Annotated in this window: 18 protein-coding genes; 7 read left to right on the top strand and 11 right to left on the bottom strand. The window is 60.4% G+C overall.

Translation table 11 applies throughout. The annotated features are described in order from the left end of the window. Positions 1–7 precede the first annotated feature (7 nt). The 7 genes from WDB86_RS04105 to WDB86_RS04075 form a co-directional block, all read right to left on the bottom strand. Entirely contained in the window at positions 8–850 is an 843-nt protein-coding gene (locus WDB86_RS04105) for a protein-glutamate O-methyltransferase (protein ID WP_339107209.1), read from the bottom strand. After that, on the bottom strand, positions 847–1,314 hold the full coding sequence (locus WDB86_RS04100; protein WP_339107210.1) for a chemotaxis protein CheW: 468 nt from the start codon (positions 1,312–1,314) through the stop codon (positions 847–849). Before WDB86_RS04100 ends, WDB86_RS04105 begins: the two co-directional genes overlap by 4 nt. A 5-nt stretch (positions 1,315–1,319) precedes the next feature. Then, positions 1,320–3,503, bottom strand: coding sequence for a chemotaxis protein CheA (locus tag WDB86_RS04095; RefSeq protein ID WP_406736703.1), 2,184 nt, complete (start codon positions 3,501–3,503; stop codon positions 1,320–1,322). A gap of 11 nt (positions 3,504–3,514) precedes the next feature. After that, on the bottom strand, positions 3,515–3,880 hold the full coding sequence (locus WDB86_RS04090; protein WP_339107212.1) for a response regulator: 366 nt from the start codon (positions 3,878–3,880) through the stop codon (positions 3,515–3,517). Next, positions 3,877–4,152: an STAS domain-containing protein gene (locus tag WDB86_RS04085; protein ID WP_339107213.1), complete on the bottom strand. Its 276-nt coding sequence runs from the start codon at positions 4,150–4,152 to the stop codon at positions 3,877–3,879. Before WDB86_RS04085 ends, WDB86_RS04090 begins: the two co-directional genes overlap by 4 nt. A 122-nt stretch (positions 4,153–4,274) precedes the next feature. Next, complete coding sequence (locus WDB86_RS04080; protein ID WP_339107214.1) at positions 4,275–5,258, bottom strand: ROK family protein; 984 nt, start codon at positions 5,256–5,258, stop codon at positions 4,275–4,277. A 111-nt stretch (positions 5,259–5,369) separates the two neighbouring features. Next, on the bottom strand, positions 5,370–6,395 hold the full coding sequence (locus WDB86_RS04075) for a LacI family DNA-binding transcriptional regulator (RefSeq protein ID WP_339107215.1): 1,026 nt from the start codon (positions 6,393–6,395) through the stop codon (positions 5,370–5,372). A 251-nt stretch (positions 6,396–6,646) separates the two neighbouring features. Between WDB86_RS04075 and WDB86_RS04070 the strand changes: the two genes are divergently transcribed. Beyond that, entirely contained in the window at positions 6,647–8,281 is a 1,635-nt protein-coding gene (locus WDB86_RS04070; protein ID WP_406736702.1) for an alpha-glucosidase, read from the top strand. A 75-nt stretch (positions 8,282–8,356) separates the two neighbouring features. Then, positions 8,357–9,835 (top strand): trimethylamine methyltransferase family protein, encoded by a 1,479-nt coding sequence (locus WDB86_RS04065; RefSeq protein ID WP_406736701.1) that lies wholly within the window; start codon positions 8,357–8,359, stop codon positions 9,833–9,835. Between the two features lie 60 nt (positions 9,836–9,895). On the opposite strand, the gene WDB86_RS04060 is transcribed toward WDB86_RS04065, so the two are convergent. From WDB86_RS04060 to WDB86_RS04045, 4 genes are read right to left on the bottom strand one after another with little or no spacing between them, the layout of a single operon-like run. Then, on the bottom strand, positions 9,896–11,221 hold the full coding sequence (locus WDB86_RS04060; RefSeq protein WP_339107218.1) for an HlyC/CorC family transporter: 1,326 nt from the start codon (positions 11,219–11,221) through the stop codon (positions 9,896–9,898). Positions 11,222–11,251: 30 nt separating this feature from the next. After that, positions 11,252–12,199, bottom strand: coding sequence for a site-specific tyrosine recombinase XerD (locus WDB86_RS04055; RefSeq protein WP_406736700.1), 948 nt, complete (start codon positions 12,197–12,199; stop codon positions 11,252–11,254). Beyond that, a complete protein-coding gene (locus tag WDB86_RS04050; protein WP_406736699.1) occupies positions 12,196–13,812 on the bottom strand; it encodes a hypothetical protein in 1,617 nt (538 codons plus the stop codon). Before WDB86_RS04050 ends, WDB86_RS04055 begins: the two co-directional genes overlap by 4 nt. A gap of 13 nt (positions 13,813–13,825) precedes the next feature. Beyond that, on the bottom strand, positions 13,826–14,212 hold the full coding sequence (locus tag WDB86_RS04045) for a hypothetical protein (RefSeq protein ID WP_406736698.1): 387 nt from the start codon (positions 14,210–14,212) through the stop codon (positions 13,826–13,828). Between the two features lie 45 nt (positions 14,213–14,257). On the opposite strand from WDB86_RS04045, the gene WDB86_RS04040 reads away from it, so the two are divergent. The 5 genes from WDB86_RS04040 (at position 14,258) to WDB86_RS04020 (ending at position 18,862) form a co-directional block, all read left to right on the top strand. After that, positions 14,258–14,815 carry a shikimate kinase gene (locus WDB86_RS04040; protein ID WP_339109503.1) on the top strand — a complete coding sequence of 186 codons (558 nt, stop codon included), beginning with the start codon at positions 14,258–14,260 and terminating at the stop codon, positions 14,813–14,815. Next, complete coding sequence (gene aroB, locus WDB86_RS04035; RefSeq protein ID WP_406736697.1) at positions 14,808–15,917, top strand: 3-dehydroquinate synthase; 1,110 nt, start codon at positions 14,808–14,810, stop codon at positions 15,915–15,917. The genes WDB86_RS04040 and aroB overlap by 8 nt, the downstream gene beginning before the upstream one ends. A gap of 151 nt (positions 15,918–16,068) precedes the next feature. Further along, positions 16,069–17,631 carry a glutamine-hydrolyzing GMP synthase gene (guaA, locus tag WDB86_RS04030; protein WP_406736696.1) on the top strand — a complete coding sequence of 521 codons (1,563 nt, stop codon included), beginning with the start codon at positions 16,069–16,071 and terminating at the stop codon, positions 17,629–17,631. 353 nt (positions 17,632–17,984) lie between these two features. After that, positions 17,985–18,614, top strand: coding sequence for a hypothetical protein (locus WDB86_RS04025; protein ID WP_406736695.1), 630 nt, complete (start codon positions 17,985–17,987; stop codon positions 18,612–18,614). Further along, positions 18,587–18,862 (top strand): putative quinol monooxygenase, encoded by a 276-nt coding sequence (locus tag WDB86_RS04020; protein WP_406720680.1) that lies wholly within the window; start codon positions 18,587–18,589, stop codon positions 18,860–18,862. Before WDB86_RS04025 ends, WDB86_RS04020 begins: the two co-directional genes overlap by 28 nt. The last annotated feature ends 3 nt before the right edge of the window (positions 18,863–18,865 follow it).

Raw genomic sequence — 18,865 nt, 5'->3', positions numbered from 1 at the left:
TCCTTCATTAACCCGTTTCGGGGAGTCGATAAGTGGTGATTCCGGCCGGCAGGAGTTTGCTGCCCGTGTCCAGCGGAACCCGCTCGGAATGGCCAACAAAAAGCCAGCCGCCCGGAGCAAGGATTTTTTCAAAACGTTTCCACAGAAGGTTTTGGGCTTCTGGAGAAAAATAGATCATCATGTTCCGACAGAAGATGATGTCAAACTGGCCTTTCATTGGCCAATCCGAATGGATATTTAGCTCGCGGAAGGCTGCGCGATTGCGCAACCTGTCTAGAACCTGAAAATCTTCTCCGTGCTTCTGAAAGTACTTTTTCTGAAGAGGGCCGGGAACGGCTTCTAGAATAGTCTCAGAATAGACGCCCGCAGTGCCACGTCGGATCATGACCGGATCGATATCGGTTGCCAGAAGCCGGATATCGGACTGGTCGAAATCTCGGACGGATTCTGCCGCAGTCATCAAGATCGAATAGGCTTCCTGACCATTGGAGCAGCCCGCCGACCAGATACGGAGCCTTTTGCCGCGCGAGGCCAACAACTGAGGCAGAGCCGTTGTCTTCAACGTTTCGAAATGATGATTTTCTCGGAAGAAATTCGTCACATTCGTGGTCAGGGCAGAAATCATCTCCTGACGTTCGCTCAGGCCGTCCTGACTGCTGACGAGGTCGATATAGCTACGGTAGGAGTTCAGCCCCAGAGCACGAAGCCGTTTCTGTAGCCGAGATTGGACCATCGAGCCCTTTCCCGGTGCCAGGACGATTCCCGCATGCGCCATAAGAATCGCGGCAATTTCTGCCAGTTCTTTCTCGCTAGGGGTCGTCTGGGGAATATTGGGGGTTAGTGCGTTCATGCGGCTTCCGCGGTATCTTCGGGCAGAACCGTGGCGAGATCCAAGACGCGGATCATACGTCCTTCCACAATGGTCAGTGCCGAAATGAAGCTATGCGACATATCTGCAGCAAGATCCGGCGGCGGTTGCAGCTCTTCGCGCGGGATCGAGAGAATATCCGATACGGCATGGACAAGCAGCCCTGCGGTCTGGTTGCCGAACTGGACCACAATGATCACGTTACGCGCATCGCCTTCTACCGGGCTCATGCCCAAACGGACGGACAAATCCACCACCGGCAGCACTGTGCCGCGCAGGTTGATGACACCACGCACATGCGGCGGGGCATGCGGCAGAGGGGTTGCACGCGTCCATCCACGGATCTCGCGCACAGACATGATATCGACGCTATATTCTTCGTCTGCCAAGCGGAAAGACAGAAGTTCGATCTCGGACGAGGTTTGGCTCGATGCTGTTTCAGTCATCTTAATCATCCTGCTAGGGCAAAGTCGGACCGGGTGTGGCCGGTTGCGTTTTGAACAAGGTCGGCGGGGTCAAGGATCAGAGCGATCTGACCATCGCCAAGAATAGTGGCTGCGGCGATGCCGGGGATGTGCCCGTAGGCTTGCTGCAGACCTTTGATCACGACCTGACGTTGTTCCATGATCTGGTCGACAATCAGGGCATTCCGGCGGCCATCTTCCTGCGCGGTGAGCAAGACGATGCATCCCTCATAGTTGCTTTTCGCGCCGCGATATCCAAGCTCGGCCCCAAGATCGTAAAGGGGAACGAACTCGCCACGGACATGGATGACATTGGTCGTCGGCCCCAGTTTCCGCAGATCTTCCGCCGTAAGGGTCTGCGTTTCCAGAATGGCGTTCAAAGGCACGACCAGCGTTTCTCCGGCGACATTCACGACCATACCATCCAGCACGGCCAGGGTGAGCGGCAGAGAGATCGAGAAGATCGTTCCCTTGCCGGGTTCTGAATGGATGGTGATCCGCCCGCCCAGAGACTGGATAGAGCTACGCACGACATCCATACCGACACCACGACCGGACAAGGCCGAGACCTGATCTGCTGTAGAGAAACCCGGCAAGAACAGCAGGTTGTCGATCTCTGCATCCGTCAGTTGCGCCTCGGGCGCGACAAGACCTTTTTCGATGGCCTTTGCCAGGACTTTCGGCCGGTTGATCCCTGCACCATCATCTTCGATTTCGATAACCACACGTCCCGAGCGATGCTGCGCCGAGAGTGTGATGACGCCTTCTTCGGGTTTTCCTGCCGCGCGACGCTTATCGGGCGTCTCGAGACCGTGGTCGACCGAGTTCCGGATCATATGGGTCAAAGGATCTGCAAGGCGTTCGATGACGGTCTTGTCGACTTCGGTCGTTTCGCCTTCGACCTTCAACCGGACATCCTTGCCAACTGCGGCCGACGCCTCGCGCACAATCCGCCCCATCCGCTGGAAGAGCGGTTTGACGGGCTGTGCCCGGATCATCATGACCGAGTCCTGAATATCCCGGGTCAGCATCATGAAGGCTTCAAGCCCGGTCATGACGGCAGAATTCGGTGGCAAACCGGCCTCGGCCACGCTTTGTGCGAGCATTGCCTGGTTGATGACCAGCTCCCCGACAAGGTTCACAAGACGGTCGATCCGGTCCAGATCCACACGCACGGTGGGGGACGGGTCATTGCCATGTTTCGCTTGCGCCGCAGCGGCCCCCGCCTCCGTCTCTTTCGGAGCCGCCCGTTCGGGCGCAGGTGTCGCCTCCACAGGAGCGGGCATCACTGCCGTGGGCTCGGGTTGCGGAGCAGGTGATGACGGGGCATCCATGAATTCTGCATCCATGACGGCATCAGTCGATGCTTCTGCGCCGTCATTGGCAAAAGGGAGAAAACTGTTTTCGACGCCGTTATCCTGTTTGATTTCAAGCGTGCTGACATCTTCCACGAAATCGAAGACTTCGCGGATATCCATCTCGTTGACATCGCCTGTCAGAACAACATTCCAGGACAGATAGGGGATCTCCGGATTGAGGTCGTCGAGCGCGGGGATGGCATCCAGATCAAGGGTCGCCACCATTTCCGGACATAGCTCGTGCAAGGCACGGAACAGATGCAGCGGCTCATTGCCCGAGGTGAACAATTCGGCCTTGGGCACGAAGTCCACTTCGATCCGGGTTTCGCTGACCTCGTCAGCTGCTCCCAGATCAAGATCAAAACTCAACCCCATCGGCTGGAAATCGTCAGAGGAGACTTCCTCTTCCTCGACAGCCCCGCCAGGGGCCATGCCCATCAGGGATTCCAGCTCGCACAGGGCTTCCTCGGCCCCTTGTGGCGGAGGATCACCAGCTTGTGCTGCACGGACGTGATCCGACAGGAAATCGGCGCATTGGAAAAAATGCTTTACGGCATCGGGCGAAAGCTGAAGTTTGCCGGAGCGTACCTCATCCATCACCGTTTCATACCGGTGGGCGAATGCGACGAGCGCGTCCAGTCCGAAGGCTCCAGCCCCACCTTTGATGGAGTGCACGGCCCGGAAGACGACGTTGATCGTCTCGTTATCATAGGCGCCTTCATCCATCTCGATGAGTGCGTCCTGAAGACTTTCAAGCAGTTCTTCGCATTCAACAAAGAAACTGGCCCGAATTTCTGCCATCGGATCAGACATGGATCCCTCCCTTAGCCTGCCACCATCTGAAGTGCCTTAACCAGCTTGGGCGGGTCGAAAGGCTTCACGATCCAGCCGCTTGCACCTGCCGCACGGGCACGTGCCTTCAGTTCAGGGGCGGATTCTGTCGTGAGGACGAGGATCGGGGTTGCCCGATGCTTTTCCTGACCGCGGACGGCTTCGATGAAGCCAAAGCCGTCGAGGCGCGGCATGTTGATATCGGAGATGATCGCGTCGGGTTCGATGCCCTCAAGCACCTCAAGCCCGTGCACGCCATCTTCGGCGACGTGAAGTTCAATGCCCGCATCTTTCAAAGCGAGTTTGAGCATGTCGCGGATGGTACGGCTGTCGTCGACGGCCAGAACTGTCAGGCTCATGCGGCCTCCGTGGATTGTAAATCATCAAGGGAAACCCCAAAGATCCCAAGCGCTTCGTCGAAGGCTTCGGAACGGGGAGAAATTGTCAGCGAGTGACCGCTGTCACGCCAGGTCTTCGCGGCGGAAACAAGAACCTGCAGGCCCAAAGCCCCCAGATGGCTTACCTCTGCGGCATCGATAACCAGATCGCTCCCCTTATGAGAGCGAAGTGTATCCGTTAGTCCTGCGACCTTGGTCAGGTCTAGCTTTGGGTCCAGGGGAAGCGTCGTCATGTGCGACCCCCAGGGATGTCTGAGTGAGAAAACTGCACCTAGTTCCCCTTTCATTCGGTAATGAAATGGGTTTAGCGCAGGTCTGTTAACATAGACTTGACGACACAGGGGTCGGCGTCGCTTTACAGCAATCCCAGCTTATGGGCGGCAAGATAATTTGCGCAGCCTGCCAGCGCGGCATAATCATCTTCCACCACATGGATCGAAAACCGCTCCATGTAGTCTGAAAAAGATCCTTTGTCTTTAAAGGCTTGCTGGAAATTGAACCGTTCCAGCCAGGGTTCTATCGCGCGGGCGGCCCCGCCAATCAGATAAATGCCGCCAAAGGGCAGGTGGGTCAGTGCGAGATCGCCCAGCACACCTCCAAGGAGAGTCGTGAAGATTTCGGCAGCCTTTAAGGCGTCACGGTCTTCACTTTGCATGAGGGAAAGAATCTCTTTTCCGTCGACCGTGGCGTCCTCCTGTCCCGTCACGAAGGCGTAGATTCGTTCCAGACCACGTCCGGCGCAGGCATGTTCGACACTGGCAAAGCGGTGCTTGCGTTCGAAATAGCGTTTGATCTCGATATGCAATTCGCTGCGCAGGGGCAGGGTGATATGGCCGCATTCCGACGCGGGCACCACGACATAGCCCTGCGGTGCGTGATGCACGGGCGCGGCATTGAAGCCGGTGCCGATGCCCACGACAAGCTGCGCGGCCCCCTTGGGCGCGGGGGCACCGGGCAGAACCATCCGCAGCGCCTCGGGGGCCAGCCCCGAAAGCGCATGGCCCTGAGCTTGAAGATCGTTCAGGATGGACACATGCGCGGCCCCTGTCGTGGCCTGCAGGGCACTGGCGCGGATTGTCCAGTCCAGATTGGTCATTCGTGCGTCCTGACCATCAACCGATACCGGCCCGGCCACCGCGACACAGACGCCCGCCAGATTGGATACCCGCTCGGCCACCATATATTCTGTCAGGATCTCTTCCAGAGCGGCCCGCCCTTTATTGGGAAACCGCGCGACCGAGGCGGGCACCAGCGTCGAGCCCTGCGCCAGGGCCACCCGCGTATTGGTGCCGCCGATATCGGCCAGAAGCGTGTAACGGGGGGCGGTAGCTGTGTGCATCTCGGTCTCCTCAGCGATCCTCGCCCTTTGATAGAGGCCCTGACAGGGCCAAGCAAGGGTGCGTTTGGGCGCTAACAGCGGCGCCCCCGCGCCTTGGCTGATCGGCGCCGGTCAGCCGTTCCACGCGCCGATGGAATGTCCCATCAGCAAGGCTGGCTCGATCAGCAGGGGCGACTGGGCGATCTCGGGGGTCTCGATCCGGTCAATCAGCATCTGCGCGGCGCGCTGTCCGGCCTCGCGGATCGGGGATTTCATCGTGGTATAAAGCGGGTTCAGGCCACGATTGCTGACAAAGGACAGCTCGTCATCCCATGTCACCACCGAAATATCGCGCCCCAAGACATGTCCCGTATCCTCGACGGCCCGCCGCACCCCCATCGCGGCCATCAGCGAGGCGGTCACAAAGGCGCTGGGGCGCTGTTCCCAACTGAGCATTTCAGCCGCCGCGTCGCGGCCGGTTTCATCGGAAACCTCCCCCGCGACCATATAGAGCCGTGGTACCTCCAGCCCGCGGGCCAGAAAGGCGCGCTCGAACCCCGTGCGGCGATAGGCCGAGCTTTGCAGGGGATCGGGGCTGTTGATAAAGGCGATCTGCCTATGCCCCTGATCCAGCAGCAGAGCGGTCAGCTGCTCGAAGGCGGCTTCATGATGGGCATCGACCCAGAGATCGGTCTCGGACGATGCGGGCGGTCGGCCATGCGTGACAAACGGCAGGCCTAGACTGCGCAAAAGCGCGGGGCGGGGGTCATTCTGGCGCGCCCCGTGCAGGATCACCCCATCGACATTATGTTTGGCGGCCATCGCGCGATAGGCGGCCTCTTCGTCCTGAGCGGGCACGAGGGTCATCACCAGATCATAGCCGCGCAACGCATAGATCTCGCCGGCTCCGGCGATGAAGTCGGCAAAGACCGGATTGACCAGATCATGCTCGGGTGCCATCGGCAGGATATGGCCAATGGCCATCGCGCGGCCCGTGGCAAGGCGGCGGGCCTGCATATTGGGATGGTAGCCGCTCTCGCGCGCGGCTTCGCACACGCGCAGGCGCGTGGCCTCGGCCACTTCGGGAAACCCGTTGAGCGCGCGGCTGACAGTCGTGGGCGAAAGCCCGAGTTGACGGGCGAGGTCTTTCAGCGTCATTTCAAACCCCGAGATATCTGGTCCTTTGAAAGGAAACGCTAAAACGGTTTGAAATGGTTCCAAACTGATTTTGCCGTCTCTTTCGTCAAAGACGGGCGGTGTTGCATGCAGGTGTCGCTTCAGGGCCGCAGCATGGGCCCGCGCGACATATTCCACCTCAGTTTTTTGTCATAGGGGTTCATCTCGTTTGCAGGGCTTCCTATCCTTTGAACGCGACGAGGACCGGAGAGTGACAAAAGGAGACAGTTGGTATGAGTGTGATGCGCAAGGATCCCGACTGGTGGCGTGGTGCGGTGATCTACCAGATCTATCCGCGCAGTTACCAAGACAGCAACGGGGACGGGATCGGCGATCTTCTGGGGATCGTGCGTCGCCTGCCGCATATCGCGCGGCTCGGGGCGGATGCGATCTGGATTTCGCCGTTCTTCACCTCTCCGATGAAGGATTTCGGGTATGATGTCGCCGATTACTGCGATATCGATCCGATGTTCGGCACGCTGGCCGATTTCGATCAGGTGATCGAGACGGCCCATGCTCTGGGCATCAAGGTGCTGATCGATCTTGTCTTCTCGCATACTTCCGACCAGCATCCCTGGTTCAAGGAAAGCCGTTCCAGCCGCGATAATCCGAAATCCGACTGGTATGTCTGGGCCGAGCCGAAACCCGATGGCACGGTGCCCAATAACTGGCTGGGGATGTTCGGCGGTTCGGCATGGCATTGGGACAGCCGCCGCGAACAATATTATCTGCATAACTTCCTGACCCAGCAGCCCGATCTCAACCATCACTGCGCCGAGGTGCAGCAGGCATTGCTGGATGTGTCGAAATTCTGGCTGGACCGCGGGGTGGATGGGTTCCGTCTGGATGTGGTCAATTATTACATGCATGACGAGAAGCTGCGCGACAATCCGCCCCTGCCGCCGGAACAGCGCAATGATTCCACCGCCCCCAAGGTCAATCCCTATAATCATCAGCTCCATCTTTACGACAAGAACCATCCGCGCAATCTCGATTTTCTGCGCAAGCTGCGCACCTTGATGAACGGCTATAATGCGGCGGCGGTGGGCGAGGTCGGAGATGCCCAGCGGGGGCTGGAGCTTCTGGGGGAATATACGTCGGGCAATGACAAGGTGCATATGTCCTATGCTTTCGAGTTCCTCTCGGGCCACGCGCCCCTGCCTGCAAGCAGCTTCAAGGCGGTGTTCGACAAGGTGGCTGAAGTGGTGCCAGATGGCTGGCTCTGCTGGGCCTTTACCAACCATGACGTGGAGCGCCATATCACGCGCTGGGGGCTCGCGCCGCAGGCGGCACGCCTCTATACCACGCTGATGTCCTGTCTGCGCGGCTCCCTTTGTCTCTATCAGGGCGAAGAGCTGGGCCTGCCCGAGGCGGAGCTGGATTACGAAGACCTGCAAGACCCCTATGGCATCGAGTTCTGGCCCGAGTTCAAGGGGCGCGACGGCGCGCGCACGCCGATGGTCTGGGAAGAGGAGGCCCCCTATGCGGGCTTCTCGCAGGCGAAACCGTGGTTGCCGGTGCCGCGTGCCCATGCCCGTCTTGCCGTGGATGCTGCCGATAAGGACCCTTCGGCCCTGCTGCATCACTACCGTCGGGCCTTGGCGTTCCGGCGCAACCATCCGGCCTTGCGCAAGGGGGATATCCGCGATGTTTGGGCAGGCGACGAGGTGCTGGCCTTCCAGCGCGTGCTGGAGGACGAGGTGGTGCAATGCTTTTTCAACCTGTCGGATCATCCGGTCAGTGTGACGGTGCCTGCGGGCAACTGGGTGACGATCGCGGGCGAGCTGGGATCGATCCGGCCCAATCCCGATCACAGCCTGCATCTGGGCCCGTGGCAGGCCAGTCTTCTGCTTTTGCAACAGAGTTGAGCAGGGCGGTTGAACTCCGGCGGGGTTCGGGGGCAAGATCGGGGCCGAACCTGTCTGCCATGAACGGAACCCCGAATGCCCCTGCCGTCCTCCTCGCCACATAGCGCCGTGCAGCCGATGGGCCGTATCCCGCCCTGTGATCTGCTTAGCGAGGCCAAGGCGGCGGAGATCGAGGCCGAGGCCGAGACGATTCTCGCCGAGATCGGGATCAATTTCGCCGATCACCCCGAGGCACTGGCCCGCTGGCAGGCTGTCGGGGCGCAGGTGCAGGGCGAAAGGGTGTATCTGCCGCGTGGTCTTGCCCGCAAATTGTGCCAGACCGCCCCCGCCCGTTTTGTGCAGCATGCCGCCAATCCGGCCCGCGATGTCGAGATCGGCGGCGCGCGGCCGGTGACTGCGCCGGTCTATGGCCCGCCTTTCGTGCAAGATCCGGTGGCTGGACGACGGGATGCGCGTTTTGGCGATTTCCAGCTTCTGATGCGTCTGGCGCAAGCGTGCGACAGCGTTACCCATGCGGGCGGCACGCTGTGTGAACCGACGGACCTGCCGCTGGAAACCCGCCATCTGGATATGTTGCTGGCACATGCGACATTGTCGGACAAGCCGTTCATGGGGGCCTCAACCGACCCTGAACGGGCCCGCGATTCCATCGCCTTCGCGAAGATCCTGTTCGGATATGAAGGGACAGAGTTGCCGGTGCTGCTGAGCGCATTGATCAATATCGGTTCGCCGCTGAGCTTCGATGCGACCATGAGCCGATGTCTGGAACTCTATGCGCAGGCGGGGCAGGCGACGGTGATCTCGGCCTATGCGATCATGGGGGCCACCGCGCCGGTCACTGTGGAAGGGGCGCTGGCGCAGGCTCTGGCCGAAGTCATAGCCGGCATCGCCTATGCGCAACTCATACGCTCCGGCGCGCCCGTGATCTTTGGTCTTTACGCCAGTGCGCTGGATCTCAGGACCGGTGCCTCGATTTTCGCCTCTCCGGAAGTCACACAGCTGACCATTGCCGCAGGCCAGCTTGCGCGGCGGTTGGGGGTGCCTTATCGGGCGGGCGGCTGCCTGACGGGGGCGTTCCAGTCCGATGCCCATGCCGGATACGAGGCGGCAGGGTCGCTTTGGGCCAGCCAGCTTGCAGGGGTGGATTTCATGCTGCATGGCTGCGGCTGGCTGGAAAGCGGTCTGGCGACCTCGGCGGAGAAATTCGTGCTGGATGCCGATCAGCTTTCGGCCATGCTGCGCCAGTATGGCGGGATTGCGGCCCCAAGCGGTGCCGCGCTTGCGGCCCTGCGCGAGGTCGGGCCGGGCGGGCATTATCTGGGGGCGCAGGAAACCCTTGCCGAGGGGCAGGCGCGGCTTTGGAAAAGCGAGGTGGTCGAGGACCGGCCATTTGACGCATGGGATCACGCGGGGCGGCCCGATACCGTCTGGCATGCCCATCAGCGGGTGTCGGCGCTGTTGCAGACTTACCAGCCGCCAGCTCTGGCCCCCGAACGGCGCGCCGCGCTTGAGGCTTTCGTGGCCCGCCGCAAAGCGGAAATACAACGCGGCTAGGCAAAAAAACCGGTTTGGATCTTGTCCAAACCGGTTTGGTCGCAGGGTCAGGCTGCCATGTTAGCCCTCTTCTGCCGCCGAGGGCAGGAGCGGGCGTATCTTCAGGCGGGTGATGCGGTTATCCTTGCGGGCCAGTACCTCGAAGCGGAAGCTATGGAAGCTGAACACCTGACCCGGCGTCGGGATGGTCTGGGCCTCGTGGATCACCAGACCGGCAATCGTATGGGCTTCGTCATCGGGCAGGGACCAGTCTGTTTCGCGATTGAGGTCGCGGATGGTCATGCCGCCATCGACAATATAATCGCCAGCCGCATTGGGCAGCAGCCGCGAGGGCGCTGTGGGGTCGTGTTCGTCGGTGATCTCGCCCACGATCTCTTCCAGAATATCCTCCAGCGTCAGCAGGCCGCGAAGGTCGCCATATTCATCCACCACCAGCGCGAAATGGGTGCGGCGCTTGAGGAATTCGCGCATCTGTTCATCCAGCGGCGAGGTTTCGGGGATGAAATAGGGCTTCATCATCACCTGCGTCACATCCAGCTGGCGGATGCTTTGCAAGGTAGACCCATCCTCGCGCAAGAGCTTCTCCACCGCGCGCAGCAGGTCTTTGGAGTGGATGATCCCCACGACATTCTCCCGCTCGCCATCATAAAGCGGCAAACGGGTATAGGGCGAGGACAACACAGCGGTCAGGATCTCGCTCGGTTCGGAATTCACATCGAGCATCTCGATATGGCTGCGGTGGAGCATGATCTCTTCGACCGTCCGGTTGCCCAGATCCAGCGCGCCCAGAAGCCGGTCGCGGTCTTCCTTATCCACGGTGCCTTCGGATTGCCCCAAGGCCAGCGCGCCCGCAATCTCTTCATGGATCGAGAACATATGCGTATCGGCATTGGTTCTCTGGCCGAAAAGCCGCAAGATCCCCCGCACCACAAGGCGGACAATCGCGACAACGGGGGCAAGCAGGATGGTGATCAGCTTGATCGGACGGGCCACCTTGGTGGCCACGGTCTCGGGATTGTTGATCGAATAGGTCTTGGGCAGAACCTCGGCAAAGATCAGCACGAGCACCGTCATGGCTAAAGTGGCCAGCGCCACGCCGGAATCCCCGAAGACCCGTGTCAGAAGGGCGGTGGCCAGCGATGTCGACAGGATATTGACGACGTTATTGCCCAGCAGAATGGCCCCGATCAGCTTTTCGCTGTCTTCGGTGACATTCAGCGCCACATCCGCGCCTTTCTCGCCCTTATCGGCACGTGCACGCAATTTGGCGCGGCTCGCGCCGGTCAATGCGGTCTCGGACCCCGAGAAAAAGGCCGAGAAGGCCAGAAGGATCAGGATGGTTGCAGCCGAGCCAATGAAGGCGGCATCAAGAAAATTGGTGTCCATAGCCGAGTTTTATACTGCTTTTGCCCTGCTTCAAGATCGTTTTGCCAGCGGATGATGCTGCATCACCAGCGTTTTCAGCCGCTCGTCCAACACATGGGTATAGATCTCTGTCGTGGAAAGATCCGCATGCCCCAAAAGCATCTGGATCGCCCGTAAATCTGCGCCGCCTTGCAACAGATGCGTGGCAAAGGCGTGGCGCAGCACATGCGGCGTGACTTTGGCAGGGCTTATCCCCGCCTCGACCGCAAAGTCTTTCAACAACCGGTGGAAAGCCTGCCGCGTCAGATGCCCGTCTTTGCCCGAAGAGGGAAAAAGAAAGCGTGACAAGGGCTTGCGGGCCTTGCGATGGGCGTCATCTTCGGCTTCGTCGCGCAATATGATCCAATCGGCCAGCGCCTGACGCGCATGTTCGGACAGCGGAACCATACGGTCCTTGCCGCCCTTGCCATTGACCATCAGCATCGCCGGATTGCCGCGCGCGCCCGAAACGGGCAGGGTGACCAGCTCGCTGACACGCATGCCGGTGGCATAGAGCATTTCCATCAGGCAGCGATTGCGAGCGCGGTCAATCGGATGGCGCCCATGATCGCGCGCCGCCACAAGCAGGCGGTCAACCTCTTCTATCGACAGGATTTTCGGCAATGCCTTCACCTTGCCGGGGCCGCTGATCCGCAAAGACGGGTTGTCGCTGCGCCAGCCTTCCTCATAGGCAAAACGGAAAAGCTGCCGGATGGCCGACAGTCGGCGCGCGCGGGTGGATTGGGCCAGACCATCGGCCTCGCAGCGGATCAGATAGGTTTCGATATCATCCTGTGCAAGCGTGCCGAAAGACAGCGACTTGGCGCTTGTGAAGGCCAGAAAGTCGTTCAGATCGCGCCCGTAGCTGAGCACGGTATTATGCGCAGCCCCCGCTTCGGCGGCCTGCGCCTCGAGAAAGATCGACAGCCAGTTGAGATCTGTCGGGACACGATCACTCATCCCCGGCGCTCCAGAATGATCATTTCCAAGGCGGTGCGGCGCGCCACATCCTCTAGCCCGACCAGCCGCAGCAGTGTCAGGCCGTTCACCATACGGGGGTAATCGCCTCTGGCGCCATTAGTGATGTCATCCGCCGCTTCCAGCACCGCCGCACCAAGCTGGTCGGGCAGGAGGCCACGATAGGGCGCGGGGGCCTGTTCGGGCGGGGCGTCGAACACGCGCTTGAGCGCAAGGCCAAGCTGGTCCTGTGCGGGAACGGTTTCGGTATTGCCCAAGGCAAGCGCGATCAGCAGCGCATCATCGGGATCGTCATCCGCCGCATTCTTGGCGACATTCTCGTAATCTTCCGACAGCAGGCCCAGCCGGAAACCGATCTGCTTGGCCGCGCCCTGCAAATCCATCGCCGCCAGTCGCGGCCCGTAAAGCTGGGCCAGAACAGGCTCCAGCTCGACCTGCTCCATCGCTTTATAGGCTTGCGGCAGGATCTCGTTGATTTTGTCGAGATCGTTTTCCTCCACCGCCTTATCCAGTTGCGATACCGCCGAGACTCGATCCCATAGGCTGCCGGAGGCCGCTGCCCGACGTTCGGTATAAAGGCCCAGAAGCTGGTTCGGGTCGATCGCCCCATGCGGTGCCAGCCGTTCGGCCGCCTCGATCTGGGCTTTCCAGCCGTTATTCGAGCGGAGATCGGCATGGGCAAAGGCCAAAGGCAGGCTGGTGGTGGGCAGGGATTGCCCGATGGCCTCCATCATGCGGAAATTCAGCGGGGTGATGCGGGTGGGCGGCGGCAGATCCTCGCTGTCATCGGTCAGTTCGGGTTCCAGAAACCGCTCCATAAGAGTCGCGGTTTCCGGATCGAACTGCCCCAAGGCCTCGCCGCTTTGCAACGACACAGCCGCCGCTTCCCAATCCCCGTTGCGTGCCAGACAGAAGATCCGCGCCCCGAAAGACGGTGCCACATCGGGGGTGGTGTCCATCAGCTTGCAGGCGCTGTCTTCTTCGCCCAACAAAAGCGCCACATCGAAACGGCGGCGGAACACTTCCGGATCGGCGGTCGTATCCTGTTCGAGCATCGCTAAAGCCGGTTCCAAAGCACCTTGATCCAGCAGCTTGTCGATCCGCGCCAGAAACAGGCTGTCTTCGCGATTGGGATTGGAAATCTCGGGCGGGTCCAGCTCGGCCAGCAGCAGTTTTTGCAAGAGCGACTGGATGGCCGGCAGCGCGGTATTGATCTGCTCCTTGCGCACCAGCGCCACCAGATCTGTCTCTGGCGTTTTGCCCCAAAGCGTTTTGGGCAGGCCCGCGCGCGCCGCAGGCAGAAGCCCGATCATATTCGGATCGGGTCCACCCAGAGTGAAAACGGAAATATCTTCCGTTCCCACGCCTTTGCTGATGGGAGGCTCGCCCGGAACCGGTGGCATCACCGATAGGCTTCCGCCGGGAGTGGCGGGCTGTGCGCCCCCAAAGGTCGGGCTGGCGGGCATGGCGGTCGGTGTCACGATCGAGTTGGACAGCCAGTCGATGGCCGAAATCGGCGCATCCTCCTGAGCCTGCGCCCAGCCGACCGTCCCAATCCAGAGAATCGCCGCAGCTGCAAGAGGAGGGGTGGCCACGCCTGATCTCCGGTTATTCTTGCGCGGCCGGTTGGTCCGGCAAGGTAACGTCCACGGATGTCTCTTCCTGCCGCGGCGCCATATCACCGATATAGGCGTAACCGATGACGGCCAGAACGGCCAATATCAACAGGATTACGATTACTTTGAAGATGCGCCCCATCTGTCCCCACGTCTTTCGTCTGTTATGTCTTTTCGCGTTCTGCTCTTGCGATTTCACGGCGTTGATGCGGCAGGTGCAAGGCGGATAACCGTCCCCCGCTGCCGCATCGATCACAAAACCCTGCACATTATAACTGGCATTTTGGGGAAGTTCACGCCATTGAGGAAGGAAATCTTCACGATTGCGCCAAGTAAGAGGCTTGCAGGCCTTTTTGCGATTTCTGGTGCGGTGGTGCACAGAGGCGACTGTAGGGCAAGACAAGAGGGGCGCGTGGGCGGACGAGTGACAAACCGGCTGGAAAGAAGCATCGTGTTGGTGGGCATGATGGGCTGCGGCAAGACCACGATCGGTCAGGCTTTGGCCCAGACGCTCGATGTGCCCTTTCTCGATAGCGACGAGGCCATTGAAGAGGCTGCGCAGATGAGTGTCGCCGAGATCTTCGCCCGCGATGGCGAGCCGTTCTTTCGTGCGCGCGAAACCGAGATCCTCGAACGGTTGTTGCGCGGCGCCCCTGCGGTGATTTCCACCGGCGGCGGGGCGTTTCTGTCCGAAGCCAATCGACGCGTCATCGCCGAACGCGGTGTGTCGGTCTGGCTTCAGGCCGATCTGGAGACCCTGTGGCATCGCGTGCGGCTCAAGACAACGCGCCCGCTTCTGAAAACCGCTGATCCGAAAGGCACCCTGCGCGCCATGCTGGAGGCACGCCTTCCGGTCTATGCCCAAGCGCAGATACATGTGGAAGCCGGTCCTCAAACCGATGTGAGCGCGATGACAGCCAAGGTGCTCGAGGCGCTGCATAAGGTGCCGGACCTATTCAAGACGGAGCGACAGAATGGTTGATATCGTATCGGTGGAACTGGGCGCGCGCGCCTATCAGGTGCGGATCGGGGCAGGGCTTCTGGCCCGTGCGGGGGCCGAGATCGCGCCGCTCTTGCGCCGTCCCCGCGTGGCGGTCGTCACCGACGAGACCGTGGGCGCACTTCATCTGGCAGCGCTGCGCGCGGGGCTGGGGGATATGGAGATGGTATCCCTGACGCTTCCGGCAGGCGAATCCACCAAAAGCTGGCCGCATTTCACCCATACGGTGGAATGGCTGCTGGAACAGAAGGTCGAACGCAAGGATATCGTCATCGCCTTTGGTGGTGGCGTGATCGGTGACCTCGTGGGCTTTGCGGCTTCGGTCCTGCGGCGCGGTGTGCGCTTCGTGCAGATTCCGACAACGCTTCTGGCACAGGTGGACAGCTCGGTCGGCGGCAAGACGGGGATCAATGCGCCCAGCGGCAAAAATCTGATCGGGGCCTTCCATCAACCCTCCCTGGTGCTGGCCGATATCGACCTGTTGGGCACGCTCACCCCGCGCGATTTCCTTGCAGGCTATGGCGAGGTGGCGAAATACGGTCTGCTTGGCTCGGCAGATTTCTTCGACTGGCTGGAAACCAACGGCCCCGCATTGGCCAAAGGCGATACGGCGCTGCGTCAGGAGGCCGTGCGTCGCTCGGTGCAGATGAAGGCCGATATCGTGGCGCGCGACGAAACCGAAGAAGGCGACCGCGCCCTTCTGAATCTCGGCCATACCTTCGGCCATGCGCTGGAATCAGCCACCGGCTATTCCAGCCGCCTGCTTCACGGCGAGGGCGTCTCTATCGGCTGTGCCCTGGCCTTTGAACTCAGTCAGAAACTGGGCCTTTGCGCACAGGAGGCCCCCTCGCGCGTCCGCGCCCATCTGCGCGCGATGGGCATGAAAACCGACCTTGCCGATATCGAGGGTCCGCTGCCCGATGCCGAAGGCCTCATCGCGCTGATGGCGCAGGACAAGAAGGTTCTCGATGGCAAGCTCCGCTTCATTCTGGCGCGCGGCATAGGCGAGGCCTTTGTCACCTCCGACGTCCCGCGCGACACCCTGAAGACGGTGCTGGAAGAAGCCCTCGGCCGTCGGCGGTAACCCCTGCATCCAGCTGCCCGAAATATCCCGGGGGTGAATGGCGCGGGGCATCCCGCGCCAGAGGGGGCAGAGCCCCCGTCTTCTCCCCCATCCACACGCGGCTTTCGCAAAGTTATTGCCTTTGTGAAAAACGCCCCTTAAAGGCTCGCATATGGCACAGCATCAGACCCTCCTTATCATCGACTTCGGTTCCCAGGTGACGCAGCTGATCGCGCGCCGCCTGCGCGAGCTGAATGTCTATTGCGAAATCCGCCCCTATCAATCGGTCACCGAAGAGGTGATCCGCGAGATCGCGCCTCTGGCCGTGATCCTCTCGGGCGGTCCTGACAGCGTGACGCGCGAAGGCTCTCCCCGCGCGCCGCAGGCCCTGTTCGAGATGGGCCTTCCGATCTTTGGCATCTGCTACGGTCAGCAAGTCATGATGGAACAGCTCGGCGGCAAAGTCGAAGCAGGCCATCATGCCGAATATGGCCGCGCCTATGTGACACCTGCCGAAGGCCACAAGCTCGACGGTATCTTCGCCGGTCTCTTCCTCAATGATGGCCGCGAGCAGGTCTGGATGAGCCACGGTGACCGCGTGACCCAGCTTGCTCCGGGCTTCGAGGTCATCGGCACCTCGCCGAACGCGCCCTATGCAATCACCGCAGACGAAAGCCGCCAGTTCTACGCGGTCCAGTTCCACCCCGAGGTGCATCATACGCCCAACGGCAAGGCGCTGATCGAGAACTTCCTGCGCAAAGCAGGCTTTACCGGCGACTGGACCATGGCGGCCTACCGCGAGGAAGCCATCAAGACCATCCGCGAACAGGTTGGCGACAAGCAGGTCATCTGCGGCCTCTCCGGCGGTGTGGACAGCTCGGTCACCGCGATCCTGCTGCATGAGGCCATCGGCGAGCAGTTGACCTGCGTCTTCGTCGACCACGGGCTTCTGCGTCAAGACGAGGCCGAGCAGGTCGTCGCCATGTTCCGCGATAACTATAATATCAAGCTGATCGCCGCAGATGAATCCGATCTGTTCATCGGCGCACTGGAAGGGGTCTCGGACCCCGAGGTCAAGCGTAAGACTATCGGCAAACTCTTCATCGACGTGTTCCAGAAATACGCCAATGACATCGAAGGCGCCGAATTCTTGGCGCAAGGCACGCTCTATCCCGATGTGATCGAATCCGTGTCCTTCTCGGGCGGTCCTTCGGTCACCATCAAGTCGCACCACAATGTTGGCGGCCTGCCCGAAAAGATGGGTCTGAAGCTGGTCGAACCGCTTCGGGAGCTCTTCAAGGACGAGGTCCGCGAGCTTGGCCGTGAACTCGGTCTGCCCGATAGCTTCATCGGCCGTCACCCGTTCCCCGGACCGGGTCTGGCGATCCGCTGCCCCGGCGAGATCACCCGCGAAAAGCTGGAGATCCTGCGCAAAGCGGATGCGGTCTATATCGACCAGATCCGCAAGCATGGCCTGTATGACGAAATCTGGCAGGCCTTCGTGGCGATCCTTCCGGTACGGACCGTGGGCGTGATGGGCGACGGTCGCACCTATGACTACGCTTGTGCGCTGCGCGCGGTGACCTCGGTCGATGGGATGACGGCGGATTACTACCCCTTCACCCACGACTTCCTTGGCGAGACAGCCACGCGGATCATCAATGAAGTCAAGGGTATCAACCGCGTGACCTATGACATCACCTCGAAGCCCCCGGGCACGATCGAGTGGGAATGATTTCGGGCGTTGATTCCTGAGAAACTGCATTCAAGCCCGCATTCTTGCGGGCTTTTTTGTGCCTGCCATGCGTCGTCAGAAGGCGACGCCAAAAGTTTCCCTCGCATCGGGCCGCTTTTTTGCCGCGTCTCTTTGCACTCGTGCGGGCTTTGAGGCATTGGCGTCATACTCTGGCAGGCTTTATTATAAGCATGTTGCATAAAATATGATCGGCCTTCGGGGTCTTGCCCGTATGCAACCTGTGGTTTTGTTTCATCCTCAGGATTTTCTGCCTTATTTCAATCTCTGTTAACCATTCGCCGCCCATCGTGCCTTTAGGATTTCAACCCAAGGAGGATCGCATGGATGGTGATATGAGTAAGCTCGTCGACCTGAACCGGAAGCCTTTGCATCTTTCCGGTATGGTTCTGGGGCTGCGCGCTTTGGAAGAGGCCTATGGCCCGTTGGAGGCGCATTTTCTACGTGATGATGGGGTGTCGGTGCGGCGGGCCTTGCAGCACGGGGCGCAGATCGCCCGTCAGAACGCGGCGGATATGGATCGCGGGTTGATCGGGTGTCTGAACGAGCTGCGCGCCTGCCTGGACTATTATGACCGCTATCTGCACGGGCGCGTGAGGATGGATCACCTGCCGCGCTATATGCCCGCAAGTGATGCCGCCGGCTCTTTGGACCAGATGACCGTCAGACAGGCACCGGTTCTGGTGATGGATGCCTTTCAGGGGCTACGGATGCAGCTTCTGGATGCCGAAGGGCAGAGGGTGTTGCTGTATTACAAACCGGTGCGGGCGGTCCATGCGGATCTGTTCCATGTGCATCGCAACCTGTTTGATGCGTCGCGTCTGACCACGCCGCAAACGGGTATCTTGGTGGCTCCGGCGTTTGACGATAAACTTTTGGAACAAGCACATCTGATTCCAAATCTGGTTCTCAGATCCAGTCGTCCGGGAGAAACGCTATGCCGGTCCATGTCTCTGGCCATCTGATTTGTAAAAACCGCGAGGAGGCCGAGCTTATCCGCCTCTATCTGCCGCAACACCGTGCGCTGACACTGGCCGAGCCGGGATGCCTGCTATTCGAGGTGGAGGAAACCGAAGATCCGCTGGTCTGGCGCGTGACCGAAAGCTTTATCGACAGGCGGGCGTTTGAGGCGCATCAATCGCGGCTTGCCCATTCGATCTGGGGCGAAAGGACCCGTGCGATCAAGCGCGACTATGACATCACGCGGAGTTAGGCG

It is taken from the genome of Thioclava sp. GXIMD4215 (assembly GCF_045291555.1).
Classification (GTDB): Bacteria; Pseudomonadota; Alphaproteobacteria; order Rhodobacterales; family Rhodobacteraceae; genus Thioclava; species Thioclava litoralis.
Note: the sequence above shows the minus strand (reverse complement) of the source record. Positions and strands in the feature narration are given on the sequence as shown.

What these genes read in the sequence shown, in the direction of transcription:
- WDB86_RS04105 (WP_339107209.1), bottom strand. Translation starts at nt 850, where the DNA reads ATGAACGCACTAACCCCCAATATTCCCCAGACGACCCCTAGCGAGAAA.
- WDB86_RS04100 (WP_339107210.1), bottom strand. Translation starts at nt 1,314, where the DNA reads ATGACTGAAACAGCATCGAGCCAAACCTCGTCCGAGATCGAACTTCTG.
- WDB86_RS04095 (WP_406736703.1), bottom strand. Translation starts at nt 3,503, where the DNA reads ATGTCTGATCCGATGGCAGAAATTCGGGCCAGTTTCTTTGTTGAATGC.
- WDB86_RS04090 (WP_339107212.1), bottom strand. Translation starts at nt 3,880, where the DNA reads ATGAGCCTGACAGTTCTGGCCGTCGACGACAGCCGTACCATCCGCGAC.
- WDB86_RS04085 (WP_339107213.1), bottom strand. Translation starts at nt 4,152, where the DNA reads ATGACGACGCTTCCCCTGGACCCAAAGCTAGACCTGACCAAGGTCGCA.
- WDB86_RS04080 (WP_339107214.1), bottom strand. Translation starts at nt 5,258, where the DNA reads ATGCACACAGCTACCGCCCCCCGTTACACGCTTCTGGCCGATATCGGC.
- WDB86_RS04075 (WP_339107215.1), bottom strand. Translation starts at nt 6,395, where the DNA reads ATGACGCTGAAAGACCTCGCCCGTCAACTCGGGCTTTCGCCCACGACT.
- WDB86_RS04070 (WP_406736702.1), top strand. Translation starts at nt 6,647, where the DNA reads ATGAGTGTGATGCGCAAGGATCCCGACTGGTGGCGTGGTGCGGTGATC.
- WDB86_RS04065 (WP_406736701.1), top strand. Translation starts at nt 8,357, where the DNA reads ATGCCCCTGCCGTCCTCCTCGCCACATAGCGCCGTGCAGCCGATGGGC.
- WDB86_RS04060 (WP_339107218.1), bottom strand. Translation starts at nt 11,221, where the DNA reads ATGGACACCAATTTTCTTGATGCCGCCTTCATTGGCTCGGCTGCAACC.
- WDB86_RS04055 (WP_406736700.1), bottom strand. Translation starts at nt 12,199, where the DNA reads ATGAGTGATCGTGTCCCGACAGATCTCAACTGGCTGTCGATCTTTCTC.
- aroB (WP_406736697.1), top strand. Translation starts at nt 14,808, where the DNA reads ATGGTTGATATCGTATCGGTGGAACTGGGCGCGCGCGCCTATCAGGTG.
- guaA (WP_406736696.1), top strand. Translation starts at nt 16,069, where the DNA reads ATGGCACAGCATCAGACCCTCCTTATCATCGACTTCGGTTCCCAGGTG.
- WDB86_RS04025 (WP_406736695.1), top strand. Translation starts at nt 17,985, where the DNA reads ATGAGTAAGCTCGTCGACCTGAACCGGAAGCCTTTGCATCTTTCCGGT.
- WDB86_RS04020 (WP_406720680.1), top strand. Translation starts at nt 18,587, where the DNA reads ATGCCGGTCCATGTCTCTGGCCATCTGATTTGTAAAAACCGCGAGGAG.